Source organism: Nonomuraea sp. NPDC054003 (assembly GCF_055585125.1).
Window position 1 is genome coordinate 84860 of sequence record NZ_JBVJKR010000018.1, and the last position, 12618, is coordinate 97477.

The 12618-nt window shown below is 70.5% G+C and carries 10 protein-coding genes; 5 read left to right on the forward strand and 5 right to left on the reverse strand.

Going from position 1 to position 12618, the window contains the following annotated elements:
- The first annotated feature begins 464 nt into the window (after positions 1-464).
- The 5 genes from purD (at position 465) to ACZ6YG_RS37135 (ending at position 6568) form a co-directional block, all read left to right on the forward strand.
- Complete coding sequence (gene purD, locus ACZ6YG_RS37115; protein WP_466020553.1) at positions 465-1679, forward strand: phosphoribosylamine--glycine ligase; 1215 nt, start codon at positions 465-467, stop codon at positions 1677-1679.
- Positions 1676-2512 carry a phosphoribosylaminoimidazolesuccinocarboxamide synthase gene (locus ACZ6YG_RS37120; RefSeq protein ID WP_466020554.1) on the forward strand — a complete coding sequence of 279 codons (837 nt, stop codon included), beginning with the start codon at positions 1676-1678 and terminating at the stop codon, positions 2510-2512. The genes purD and ACZ6YG_RS37120 overlap by 4 nt, the downstream gene beginning before the upstream one ends.
- Before the next feature lie 78 nt (positions 2513-2590).
- A complete protein-coding gene (gene murA, locus ACZ6YG_RS37125) occupies positions 2591-3856 on the forward strand; it encodes a UDP-N-acetylglucosamine 1-carboxyvinyltransferase (protein ID WP_466020555.1) in 1266 nt (421 codons plus the stop codon).
- A 201-nt stretch (positions 3857-4057) separates the two neighbouring features.
- Positions 4058-5347 carry a GTP cyclohydrolase IIa gene (locus tag ACZ6YG_RS37130; RefSeq protein WP_148036221.1) on the forward strand — a complete coding sequence of 430 codons (1290 nt, stop codon included), beginning with the start codon at positions 4058-4060 and terminating at the stop codon, positions 5345-5347.
- 273 nt (positions 5348-5620) lie between these two features.
- The gene (locus ACZ6YG_RS37135) at positions 5621-6568 is read left to right on the forward strand and encodes an EamA family transporter (RefSeq protein ID WP_148036220.1); all 948 of its coding nucleotides are present in this window, start codon (positions 5621-5623) and stop codon (positions 6566-6568) included.
- Here ACZ6YG_RS37135 and hisC read toward each other — a convergent pair.
- The 5 genes from hisC to ACZ6YG_RS37160 are packed head-to-tail and all read right to left on the reverse strand — an operon-like array spanning position 6555 to position 12527.
- Positions 6555-7616 (reverse strand): histidinol-phosphate transaminase, encoded by a 1062-nt coding sequence (gene hisC / locus ACZ6YG_RS37140; RefSeq protein ID WP_219545483.1) that lies wholly within the window; start codon positions 7614-7616, stop codon positions 6555-6557. The genes ACZ6YG_RS37135 and hisC overlap by 14 nt on opposite strands.
- A 45-nt stretch (positions 7617-7661) precedes the next feature.
- Positions 7662-8327 (reverse strand): NUDIX hydrolase, encoded by a 666-nt coding sequence (locus ACZ6YG_RS37145; RefSeq protein ID WP_148036218.1) that lies wholly within the window; start codon positions 8325-8327, stop codon positions 7662-7664.
- 38 nt (positions 8328-8365) lie between these two features.
- Complete coding sequence (locus tag ACZ6YG_RS37150) at positions 8366-10159, reverse strand: DUF4434 domain-containing protein (RefSeq protein ID WP_466020556.1); 1794 nt, start codon at positions 10157-10159, stop codon at positions 8366-8368.
- 10 nt (positions 10160-10169) lie between these two features.
- Positions 10170-11261: a glycosyltransferase gene (locus tag ACZ6YG_RS37155; protein ID WP_148036216.1), complete on the reverse strand. Its 1092-nt coding sequence runs from the start codon at positions 11259-11261 to the stop codon at positions 10170-10172.
- 18 nt (positions 11262-11279) lie between these two features.
- Positions 11280-12527: a nucleotide sugar dehydrogenase gene (locus ACZ6YG_RS37160; RefSeq protein ID WP_281429411.1), complete on the reverse strand. Its 1248-nt coding sequence runs from the start codon at positions 12525-12527 to the stop codon at positions 11280-11282.
- Positions 12528-12618: the final 91 nt, after the last annotated feature.

A 12618-nucleotide genomic window follows, 5' to 3' on the forward strand; every position in this document is an offset into this window, starting at 1 on the left:
GCGGCTGGTGCCGCTGAACGGGGTGACGGTTGATGCGACGGAAAAGCGTGGACGAGCGCATGGCAGTCCCTTTCCGCCCGACCTGGCACGCTCCACGCGCGTGATGCGACATCACCTCTTAAAAACGGGAATGCGTGGAGGCACGATCAGGCTGCCGGATTGGAGTGGTCGGGGGTATTCGAGATGTACGTGAACGAGCACGTACTGCTGGGATCACCAGGATTCATCCCGGACCACCTCCAATCACACGAGAAGCCATAAAGCCGCCCCAATTTACCACGGGGCGGGGAACGCACCTGACTGTACTAGCCTGACGGCCGCCGGATCCGGTAGAAGCTGCCGAAGAAGCCGGGACCCTTCTGGCATGTCCCGGCAGCTTGCTTCTGCCCCCGCCGCGCCCTTCCAATCCAGCCCCCCGAGGGGCTGAGGGGGGCGCGGGGCGCCGGGGCTGCGAGAATGGGCGGGTGCGCGTACTCGTTATTGGTTCCGGAGGGCGGGAGCACGCCCTCTGCCGTTCGCTCAGGCTGGATCCGCAGGTCACCGAGGTGCACTGCGCGCCCGGCAACCCGGGCATCGGGCAGGTCGCCGAGCTGCACGCCGTCGATCCCGTCGACCCGGAGGCGGTCGCCGGGCTGGCGAAGCGGCTGGGCGTGGATCTGGTGGTCGTGGGCCCGGAGGCGCCGCTGGTCGCCGGGGTCGCCGACGCCGTGCGGGAGGCCGGCATCGCCTGCTTCGGCCCGTCCAGGCAGGCGGCGATGATCGAGGGCTCCAAGGCCTTCGCCAAGGAGGTCATGCTGGCCGCCGGGGTGCCGACGGCCGAGGCGCGGGTGTGCGACAACCCCGACGAGGCCGCGGCGGCGTGCGCCGAGTTCGGGGCCCCGTACGTGGTCAAGGACGACGGCCTGGCCGCCGGCAAGGGCGTCGTGGTCACCGGCGACCTGGAGGAGGCGCTGCGCCACGGGCGGGCGTGCGGGCGGGTGGTGATCGAGGAGTTCCTCGACGGGCCCGAGGTGTCGCTCTTCGCGCTCTGCGACGGGAGCACGGCGGTGCCGTTCCAGCCGGCCCAGGACTTCAAGCGCGCCTACGACGGCGACGCGGGCCCCAACACGGGCGGCATGGGCGCCTACACGCCGCTGCCGTGGCTTCCCGAAGGGCTCACCGAGCAGGTGATGCGCGAGGTCGTGCACCCGACGATCGCGGAGCTGGGCCGGCGCGGGCTGCCCTACCAGGGGGTGCTCTACGTGGGGCTGGCGCTGACCGCCAAGGGCCCGAAGGTGGTGGAGTTCAACGCCCGGTTCGGCGACCCGGAGACGCAGGTCCTGCTCGACCGGCTGGAGACGCCGCTGGGCGGGCTGCTGATGGCGTGCGCGACCGGCGAGCTGGGGCTCGACCCGGTGTTCAGGCCGGGCGCGGCGGTGACCGTGGTGCTCGCGGCCGAGGGCTATCCGGCCGCCCCGGTCAAGGGCGACGCGATCACCGGGCTGGAGCCGACGGACGACGCGTACGTGATCCACGCCGGCACGGCGCTGAAGGACGGCGAGCTGGTCTCGGCGGGCGGCCGGGTGCTCAACGTCGTCGGCACGGGCCCCGACCAGGAGACCGCCCGCCGCAACGCCTACGAGCTGGTCGAGCGGATCCGCATGCGCGGCGCCCACTACCGGACGGACATCGCCGGATGAGACACCTCCACTCCGGCAAGGTCCGCGACCTCTACGAGACCGGTGAGGGGACGCTGCTGATGGTGGCCTCCGACCGGATCTCGGCCTTCGACCACGTGCTCGAGTCCGAGATCCCCGGCAAGGGCGCCATCCTCACCCAGCTGTCGCTGTGGTGGTTCGACCAGTTGCGTGACGTGGTGCCCAACCATGTGGTGTCCGCGGGGCCCGACACGCGCAGCGTGCTGGTGAAGCCGCTCAAGATGGTGCAGATCGAGTGCGTGGCCAGGGGCTACCTGACGGGTGGCGGGCTGAGTGAATACCGCGCCACCGGCGCGGTGTCGGGCATCCCGCTGCCGCCGGGCCTCGAAGACGGGTCGCGGCTGCCCGAGCCGATCTTCACACCGTCCACGAAGGCGCCCGCGGGTCAGCACGACGAGCCGATCCCGTACGAGCGGGTGGTCGCGGAGGTGGGCGAGGAGACCGCGGCGGAGCTGCGCCGCATCACGCTCGCGGTCTACGCGCGGGGGGCGGAGATCGCCCGCGAGCGCGGCATCATCGTCGCCGACACCAAGATCGAGCTTGGCTACGACGCCGACGGCGTGCTGACGCTGGGCGACGAGGTGCTGACGCCCGACTCGTCGCGGTTCTGGCCGGCCGACCAATGGGAGCCGGGCCGGTCGCAACCGTCCTATGACAAGCAATATGTCCGCGATTGGCTTACTTCGCCGGAATCGGGATGGGACAAAGATTCCGGAACTCCACCACCGCGGCTGCCCGATGTCGTGGTCGAGCGCACCCGCGATCGATACCGAGAAGCGTATGAGCGCATCACCGGGGTTGCCTTTACAGGATGATTCGGCCGGGTCAAGTGGTGTTACCGGCTACTGTTGGCCGGGCCTAGCCTCACGCTGAACTCTCAAGGAGCCGCCCGAATGGTCCGTTACCGCGTGCGCGGTGGCAACCCCCTGCGTGGAACCGCTTTCATCCAGGGCGCCAAGAACGCCGTGCTGCCGATGATCGGTGCGGCTCTGCTCACGGCCGAAGGCCGCACCGTCCTGCGCAACGTACCGATCATCGAGGACGTGCGCCGCGCCGTCGAGCTGGCCGAGGCCGTGGGCGCGTACGTCGAGCTGCACGAGTCCGAGCGCACGCTCGTCATCGACGCCTCCCGGCTGACCAGCCCGGTGCTGCCCGCCGAGATCGCCCGCCGGTTCCGCGGCTCGGTGCTCTTCACCCCCGCCCTGCTCCACCGGCTGGGCGAGGCGGTCGTGGAAGGCGTCGGCGGCTGCAACCTCGGCAGCCGCAACCTCGACTTCCACTACCTGGGCTACAAGCGCCTGGGCGCGGTGGTCGACGAGGGCGAGACGGTGATCCACGTCAAGGCGTCCGGGCTGACCGGCGCCACCCTCTACCTCGACACCCCCTCCCACACCGGCACCGAGAACCTCATCATGGCCGCCGCCCTGGCCAAGGGCACCACGGTCATCGAGAACGCGGCGCTGGAGCCCGAGGTCCTCGACGTGATCGACATGCTCACCAAGATGGGCGCGCGGATCAGCGGCGGCGGCACCGGCTTCATCACCGTCGAGGGCGTCGAGGAGCTGCACGCCGTCGAGCACACGGTGATGCCCGACCGGCTCGACGCGGGCGTGTTCGCCATGGCCGCGGCCATCACGCAGGGCGAGGTGAGCCTCGTCGGCACCGGCCTCGACCTGGGGGTGGTGCGCTACAAGCTGGAGCAGATGGGCGTCGACTTCGCCCGCCAGGGCGCGGTGCTGCAGGTGCGGTGCGACGGGCCGCTGCGGCCGATCAACATCATCACCGACACCTATCCCGGCTTCGCCACCGACCTCCAGTCGCCGATGATGACGGTGGCCGCGCTGGCCGGCGGCACCAGCTACATCCACGAGCGCATCTTCGACGGCCGCTTCGCGCTGGCGGGCGAGCTCAACAAGATGGGCGCCAACGTGGAGGTCGACGGCAGCCGGGCGATCGTGCGCGGCGCGACCCCGCTCACCGGAGCCGGCGTAACCGCTCACGATCTGCGTTCGGGTATAGCGCTGGTGCTCGCCGGACTGGCCGCCAATGGCGAGACCGTCATCGACTCCGGATACCTCATCGATCGCGGTCACGCACATCTCGCGCCCCGAATGCGAGCTCTCGGCGCGGACATTACACGAGAGATTTCTGAGCGTTGATAACGGCTGGAAAAACCCCGTTGAGCTGCTGATACATCTTCTCGGGCGGTCAACCAGAACGTCTTTCCGGAAAAGTCGGGCGTGACATTACGGCCCCCGCGAGCGATCGTTCCAAAAGAGAGCACTGCAACGGATCGCAGGATGGGACGAACATTGGTCGAGAGGGCGGAAGAAACTTCCCGAGTGTCACGCCCGGGCGCTATGACACCGGATCTCACCATTGGCGTGGTCGGACCTCATGACCTGGTGGAGCGGGTCATGTTGATGGGTCACGCCGCAGCGCCGCTTCCCTGCCGCCTGGTGGCCGCCGCCTATCGCGACGAGCAGGAAGCGCCCGACAAGGTGACACGGCTCGGTCCCGGCGTCGACGCCTGTCTGTTCGCCAGCCCGGTGCCCTACGACCTGGCCAGGCGTTCCGGCGTGCTGACGATGCCCGCCACGTACGTGCAGGTCGGCGGGGCGGCGTTGATCGCGGCACTGGCGAAGGCGGCGCTGGACACGCGGGTGGACCCGCAGCGGGTGAGCGTCGACGTGGTCAGCCGGGCCGATGTCGAGGAGGCGTACACCGACCTCGGCATCCCGGCGGCGGACGTGCACAGCCGCGACGAGCCGGGCGCCACCGGCACGATCGCCGCCTTCCACGAGCGGCTGTCCCGCCAGGGCACGACCACGGGGGCGCTGACGTGCCTTCCCGCCGTGGCCGAACGCCTGCAGGCGGCGGGGGTGCCGGTCATCAGGATCAGGCCGACGTCGGCGGCCATCCGCACGGCGCTGCACACCGCGGCGCTGCTCGGCGCGCACCACCGGCTGGAGGAGTCACAGCTCACGGTCGTGCTGGTGGAGGTGCCGACGCTGCGCGAGCCGGTGCGCCGGGCGGCGCCCCGCCACTGGCGCGACGAGCTGCGGCTGTCGCTGCACCGGCTGCTGGTCCAGGAGGCCAACCGGATCAACGCCACCGTCTGGCCGATCGACGACCACAGCTATCTGGTGACCGCCACCAGAGGCTCGGTCGCGACGGCCACCGACGGGTTCAGGGTGCTGCCGTTCGCCGCCAGGATCCGCGACGAGCTGGGGCTGGCGGTCGAGGTGGGTGTGGGCATGGGTCGCACCACCCACGACGCCGAGTCGCACGCACGGGCCGCGCTGGCGCGCACGCAGGCGGGCAAGCAGGCGCAGGGGTTCGCGGTCGACCGGGAGGGCCGGGCGCTCATCCCGGCCCCGCGGATGCCGCCGACCGGCGCGGCCGCGCTCAAGCCCAAGGGCGTGGAGGTGCTGTCGCGGCTGGCCGCCAAGCTGGAGGGCGGCGACACCGTGGTGGACGCGGAGGGCGCGGGCAAGATGCTGGGGGTGACGCCGCGTACGGCGCGGCGGCTGCTGCGCACGCTGGTTGACGAGGGACTCGCGTGGCCGTTGCCGCCCAACCGCACGCCGCAGCCGGGCCGGCCGCGCCAGCTCTACCGCCTCATCGTGGAGAAGCTGGGGCCCCGCTGACGTCCATGGGCCGGGCCCGCCGCCCTTCCTTCCCCCCTCCGGCGGCGGACCGGTTCATGGACTGTCTACTTCTGGTTGATTCGCGGTTGGGGCGTGGAGAGACGGGTATGAATTTCGTCGCCCCCGATCGATGGGATTCGGACGGGGGCGCCAACCGTTCTGGGGGCGCCCCGCCGACCATCACCCGTCCGGGCCGAAGCCCGGGGGTTCCCACATCTCAACGTCTGATACCCGCATGCGCTCTGTCGGCGGCGAGGACTATCGTCATGAGTCATGACAGCTGACACACCTGACCGGCGGGTCTCGCTCGCCGTGTGGACGGCGCTGGGCATCGTCTACGTGGTCTGGGGTTCCACCTACCTCGGCATCGCCATCGTCATCGAGACGATGCCGCCCATGTTCAGCGGCGCCATCCGCTTCCTCTCCGCGGCGCTGCTGCTGGGCGCGTTCCTGGCCATCAGGAAGGGCCCCGCCGTCTTCCGGATGACGCGGCGCCAGTTCGGCAGCGCGGCGCTGGTCGGGCTCCTGCTGCTGACGGGCGGCAACGGCATGGTGGCCGTCGCCGAGCAGCACATCTCCAGCGGCCTCGCCGCGCTGCTCGTGGCGTCCGTGCCGCTCTGGCTGGTCGTGTTCAGGATCGCGGTACGCGACAGGCCGATGGTGCTCACGCTGGCCGGGGTGCTGGTCGGGTTCGCCGGGGTGGCGGCCGTGTCGCTCAGCGGCGGCGGGGCGAGCGGCAGCGCCACCGGGATCGCGGTCATCCTGCTCGCCTCCGCGTCCTGGTCCGTCGGCTCGTTCCTGTCGGGACGGATCGCGATGCCGGCCAACACGTTCGCGGCCAGCACCGTCGAGATGGTCGCCGGAGGCCTCGGCATGGTCGCCGTCGGCGCCGTGGCGGGCGAGCGGCTCGACCCCGCGCTCGTCTCCGGCCGCTCCTGGGCCGCGCTCGCGTATCTGATCGTGATCGGCTCGCTGGTCGGGTTCACCGCCTACACGTGGCTGCTGGGCAACGCGCCGATCTCGCTGGTGTCGACGTACGCGTACGTGAACCCGATCGTGGCGGTGATCCTCGGCGTGCTGGTGCTGCAGGAGCAGGTGACCGTGCAGATCCTGCTGGGCGGGCTGGTGATCCTGGTGGGCGTCGCCCTGGTCGTGTCGACGGAGCGGCGACGCCCCAAGAAGGCCCCCGAGCCGGCCGCGGCGGTGTCTACGCCTTCATGAAGGCGGCGGCGGCGGTCAGGAAGGCGTCGTTGGCCTCCGGGTCGCCGATGGAGACCCGGGCGCCCTCCCCCGCGAACGGCCGCACCGCGACGCCCTCGGCGGCGCAGGCCGCGGCGAAGTCCATGGTGCGCTCGCCCAGCCGCAGCCAGACGAAGTTGGCCTCCGTCGGCGGCACCTCCCAGCCCTGGGCGATGAGCGCCTCGCGGACCCGGGTGCGCTCCTTGACCACCCGCTCCACCCGCTCGAGCAGCTCGTCCTCCGCCGCCAGCGACGCGATGGCCGCCACCTGGGCGAGCTGGTTGACCGCGAACGGGATGATCGTCTTGCGTACGGCGGCCGCGACCGGCTCCTGCCCGACCACGTAGCCGACGCGCAGCCCCGCGAGCCCGTACGCCTTGGAGAACGTGCGCAGCACGCAGACGTTCGGCCGGTCGCGGTAGAGAGTGAGGCCGTCGGGCACCGACTCGTCGCGGACGTACTCACGGTAGGCCTCGTCGAGCACCACCAGCACGTGCTCCGGCACCCGGTCCAGGAACGCCACCAGCTCACGCTCGCGGATCGAGGTGCCGGTCGGGTTGTTGGGGTTGCACACGAACACCATGCGCGTCCGGTCGTTGATCGCCTCGGCCATGGCGTCCAGGTCGTGGTCCTCCCCGGCCAGCGGCACCCGTACGGACGTCACCCCGGCCAGGTCGGCGAGGAGCGGATAGGCCTCGAACGACCGCCACGCGTAGACCACCTCGGCGCCCGGGTCGCCGACGCTCTCGAACAACTGCTGCGCCACCGTCACGGACCCCGCGCCCAGCGCGATGTGCTCCGCCGGCACCCCGAACCGCTCCGCGATCGCCTCGGTCAGCTTGACCGCCCCCGGATCGGGATAGCGGTGGATCAGCCGCGCCCCCTCGGCGATGGCCTCCACGACGGACGGCAACGGCTCGTAGGGCGACTCGTTGGACGACAGCTTGTAGGACCGGCCGTCGGGCGTCATGACGGCCTTGCCCGGCTTGTAGGCCGGCATGGTGTCGAGGATCGGGCGGAAACGAGGCATGTCCATACGATAGGCCAGCCCCCGCCAGGGCATCACCGGCCCTGGTCATTCCTTGAGCGAGCGGAGCATCGGGGGGTGCAGGAGCTCGGCGGGGCCGCGGCGGTAGAGCTTGGCGGGGCGGCCGCCGTCGCGGGTCGTGGTGGCGCCCGTCTCCACGAGGAAGCCCTCCGCCTTGGTGACCTTGCGGTGGAAGTTGCGCGGGTCGAGCGTGCGGCCCCAGACGATCTCGTACACCCTCCGCAGGTCGGCCACCGTGAACTCCGGCGGGCAGAAGGCGGCCCCCAGCGAGGTGTATTCGAGCTTGGCCCTGGCCCGCTCGACCCCGTCGAGCATGATGCGGCGGTGGTCGAAGGCCATGACGGCGAGGGATTCGACGGGCTGCCAGCTCATGTGGGCCTTCTCCGAGGCCGGCAGGTCGGGGGCGATGCCGAGGTAGGCGACGCTGAGCACGCGCTGGCGGGGGTCGCGGTCGGGGTAGCCGTAGGTCTGGAGCTGCTCCAGGTGGACGGGGGCGCCGGGGAGGCCGGCGCGCTCCGACAGGATGCGCTGGGCGGCCGCCGGAAGGTCCTCGTCGAGCTGGATGAACCCGCCGGAGAGCGACCAGCGGCGCAGGAAGGGCGGGTTGTCGCGACGCCAGGTGAGCGCGCTGAGCGCGTGGTTACGGACCGTGAGCACGACCAGGTCGACGCTGACCGGAATGCGCGGGACCATGCAGGCACGTTACACGCTGCCGCACGACCTGGTGACCGTCAGGTGTCGATGCGGACGTGCAAGGGCTCGCTGGTCGACTGCCCGGACGGGATCTTGACCTTGATGCGGACCCACTCCCCGGACGGCACCCGGCTCCAGTCGAAGGGCACCCAGGCCGTCTGCATGTGCTCGGGCAGTTCGTCCAGAGGGTCCTCGTCCAGCCAGCCCACCTCGGAGACGACCAGGTCGGCCGTGCCGCCCGACCACTCGACGGTGACGGTGCCGTCCTTCAGGTTGTAGCCGCGCACCTCCACCCCGTCCTCGGGGGCGCGGGCGCGGCGGATGGCGTCGACCGCGATCGGCCGCTGCCAGTCGCGCATGATCTCCGACTCCACCGACGGCGACCCGCAGGTCATGAAGTCGCTCCACATGTACGAGACGATCTTCTGGACGTAGCGGCCCGCCATGGCCACGGCCTGGTCGAGTCGCTTCTTGTCGGTCTTGCCGCGGGTGCCGTGGGCCGCGCAGGGCTCGTCGCCCGACGGCTCGAAGGCTTCGACGTTGGCCCAGAGCTGCACGTCGTGGCCGCCCTCGATCATCTCCTCGCGGGCCGCCGCCATCTCGCGGTAGTAGTCGCGGGTGGAGCCGTGGTAGGCGGTCTTGTAGGTGGTCTCGCCGACGACGGGGCGCAGCCGCTCGTCCACCTCGTCGCCGCGCTCGTCCGGCCAGTAGAGGCCGACCTTGCCGGTGCCGCGGCTGTCCTGCGGGGCGATGATGCCGACGCCGGTCCGCGCCAGCGCCTTGAAGCCCTCGGCGACCTGCGCGGGGGTCTGGCCGAAGGCGACGCGCTTGCGGGCGTCGAGATAGGGGCTGATCAGGATGGGCTTGCCCGGCAGCTCCTGGCGGACGATGCGGTGCTGGTCGGCGTACACCTCAAGGGTGGGGTTGTCGGCCAGCGTGTCGGCCATCTGCACCTCGAACGGCTGATAGACGCCGCCGAGCGACTGCCGCTCGGCGAAGCGCGCGCCGTAGTCCTGGAGGATGCGGCGGGTGACCGTGGTGAGGGTGCCGATGTGCTTGCGGTTGGCCCTGATCGGGCTGGCGGGGTCGCGCGGCGCCAGCGGCAGCGCGGGGAAGACCTGCACGCCGAACTGGTCGCCGAGGTCGAGCAGCTTGGTCAGGCTGTCTTCCGGCGAGCCGGCGATGAGGATCAGATCGTACGTGGAGCCCTTGGAGAAGTCGCAGGTCGGGTCGTCGGAGCCGTCCGGCGGGGCGATGAGGCGGAAGTAGGTGCGCTTGCCGCCGTCGATCGAGCGTTCCATGGGCTGACACCTGAACAGGCCGTCGCCGAACGACTCGTCGGTGCGGTAGACGTACACGCGCCCGATGCGGTTGTCGGGGTGCGCCTCCTTGAGGTCCCGCTCGGCGGACTCGTAGCAGCTGACCCCGTCCTCCTCGCACGCCTTGTAGAGGGAGTCGACCTCGCCGTCGCGGGTCTTGACGCGCCCCTTGCGGTCGACGGTGCGGAACTGCAGGCCGTAGCCGATCCTGATGACCGTGTCGCCGCCGACGCGGTGGATCTCCTGGAGCTGGCTGCGCCAGGTGCACGGGTTGGACGTGGGGGTGATCCAGTAGCCGGTGACGGCGTAGGGCGCCTTCTCCTGGGTCTCGAACGTTCCACAGGGGTCGGTGAACTCGCTGACCATCGGCGTCGGCTGGACGCGCGTCGGCGAGGCCTCGGCCTGTGGGGTGGCGGACTGGAGGGGTTCGTCGTCGCCGACGGGCAGGACGACGATCACCGCCGCGACCGCGGCCAGGATCGCTGCCCCCAGGAGGACGAAGAGCCAGCGCACGTTGGGAACCCTACCGCCGCTTCACCCCGGCCCAAGCTTCGAGCTGGGCGACGAATCGCTTGGCCGAGTTGGGCCAGTGGTGGTTGGCGCGGGCGGCGGCGTAGCCGCGCGCGCCCTGGGCACGGCGCTCGCGCACGTCGTCCCTGAGGGTCAGCACGGCCTGGGCCACCGCCTTCGGGTCCTCCCACGGCACCACGACGCCGCTCTCGTAGCGGTCGACCAGCTCGACGGCGCGGGGTGAGGGGGTGGTGATGACGGGGATGCCGTGCGCCATGTACTCGATGATCTTGGTGGGCATGGAGTGGCGGTAGTTCGGTTCGTCGTGCAGCAGCGACAGGCCGGCCAGCGCGCCGTCGAGCCGCTTGAGCGCCTCGTCGTTCGGCATGAAGTCGCGCCACTCCAGCACGCCGTCGTGCACGGCCTTGTTGAGCACCAGGCGGCTCTGCGGGTCGGCGTAGCCGATCAGCTCGACGGCCACCCGGTACGGCTGGAGCAGCCGGGCCACCTCGATCGCCTCGAACACGCCGCGGGCCCTGGACAGCCAGCCCAGGTAGACGATCCGGTCGTCGCCCGGCGGGGTGACCGAGTCGGGCACCCAGGTCTCGTTGGGCACGATCAGGTGGGCGTGCTTGAACCGGCCCGCGTACGCGGTCTCGGCCAGCAGCAGGTGCAGGTTGCGCTCGGCGATGCTCTCCAGCATCCGGGCGAGGAACCGTACGGGCGGGCGCAGCAGCGACGGCAGCCACGGCTTGAGCGAGAGCGTGGCCGGGGTGTCCTCGTGCACGTCCCACACGACGGGCGGCCGGTTGCGCATCCCCCAGACGGCGAACAGCAGCTCGGGGTCGTGGATGAGGGCCAGGTCGACCTTGTCGCGCATGCGCTTGAACAGCCTGCGCGCGGCCCACATGGCGGAGATCCGCTTACGCTGCACCGCTCTGGGCAGGTCGACGCCGGTCACCCAGGGGCGGGGGACGACTCCGTGGGCGGTGTAGGAGGCGGCGTACGTGACCTCATGACCGGCATCCACCAGGGCGCGGATCTGCCGGTGCAGGATCCTCGCGTCCTCGGGGTTATGCACCACCGTCATGACGAGCACGTGCACGCGCGTTGCCTCCGGTCGCTACAGCCGCTCGACGCGTTCACCCTCGGTGAGCACACCGCGGGTGTCGAGCACGAGCCTGGCCTTCGCCTCGACCATCCCCAGGTCGAACGCGGCGTGCTGTTGCAGCAGCACCGTCACGTCGGCATCGGCGACGGCCTCGGCCAGATCTTCCTCACGCCGCACGGGCGTGCCGTCCACTGACCACTCCTTGACGTGCGGGTCGGCGAACGTGAGATCGGCGCCCAGCTCCAGCAGCGCACGCGCCACGGGCAGGGCCGGGGTCTCGCGTTCGTCGGCGATGTCCGGCTTGTATGTGACGCCGAGCATAACGACTCTGGCGCCGTTCACCGCCTTTTTGTGTCTGTTGAGCAGACGTTGCACACGGGCCACCACGTAGGACGGCATCCGCTCGTTGATCTCCTGGGCCAGTTCGACGAACCTGAACGGGTAGCCGAGCTTGCGGACCGTGTAGGAGAGGTACGAGGGATCGACCGGTATGCAGTGGCCGCCGACGCCGGGGCCGGGCAGGAACTTGTGGAACCCGAACGGCTTGGTGGCGGCCGCCTCGATGGCCTCCCAGAGGTCCACGCCGAGCTCGTCGCAGAAGATCGCCATCTCGTTGACGAGAGCGATGTTGACGTGCCGGTAGGTGTTCTCCAGCAGCTTGGCCATCTCCGCCTCGCGGGTGCTGCTGACCGGCACGACCTGCTCGACGAAGCGTCCGTAGAAGGCGGTGGCCCGGTCGCGGCAGGCGGGCGTGTAGCCGCCGACGACCTTGGGGGTGTTGCGCAGGCCGTACTTGGGGTTGCCCGGGTCGATGCGCTCCGGCGAGAAGGCCAGGTGGAAGTCGACGCCGGCGGTCAGCCCCGAGGACTCCAGCAGCGGGCGGACCAGCTCGTCGGTGGTGCCCGGCCAGGTCGTCGACTCGAGCACGACGAGCGTGTCCTTGCCCATGTTGCGTGCCACGGTCTTGCTGGCGCCCTCGACCGCGGACAGGTCGGGCCTGTGGTCCTCGTCCAGCGGGGTGGGCACGCAGATGACGATCGTGCTGCACTCGGCCAGGACCGTCTCGTCCAGCGTGGCGGTGAACCCGTTGGCCAGCATGTGGTCGAGATCGGCGTCGGTCAGGTCATCGATGTAGGACTGCCCGGCCTTCAGAGCGTCGACCTTGCGGGGGTCGACGTCGAGGCCGACGACCTTCAGCCCGGCGGCCACCGCCTCTTTGGCGAGGGGCATGCCGACGTAGCCGAGGCCGATGACAGCCAAGTCGATTTCTGTCACAGCTGTGCCTTAGAGAGCCGGATACAACACTTCATGGTCGCAAAGGTTATCTCAAGTCCACCTAGCTCACGCCTAA

What these genes read in the sequence shown, in the direction of transcription:
- ACZ6YG_RS37135 (WP_148036220.1), top strand. Translation starts at nt 5,621, where the DNA reads ATGACAGCTGACACACCTGACCGGCGGGTCTCGCTCGCCGTGTGGACG.
- ACZ6YG_RS37120 (WP_466020554.1), top strand. Translation starts at nt 1,676, where the DNA reads ATGAGACACCTCCACTCCGGCAAGGTCCGCGACCTCTACGAGACCGGT.
- ACZ6YG_RS37145 (WP_148036218.1), bottom strand. Translation starts at nt 8,327, where the DNA reads ATGGTCCCGCGCATTCCGGTCAGCGTCGACCTGGTCGTGCTCACGGTC.
- ACZ6YG_RS37130 (WP_148036221.1), top strand. Translation starts at nt 4,058, where the DNA reads ATGACACCGGATCTCACCATTGGCGTGGTCGGACCTCATGACCTGGTG.
- hisC (WP_219545483.1), bottom strand. Translation starts at nt 7,616, where the DNA reads ATGCCTCGTTTCCGCCCGATCCTCGACACCATGCCGGCCTACAAGCCG.
- murA (WP_466020555.1), top strand. Translation starts at nt 2,591, where the DNA reads ATGGTCCGTTACCGCGTGCGCGGTGGCAACCCCCTGCGTGGAACCGCT.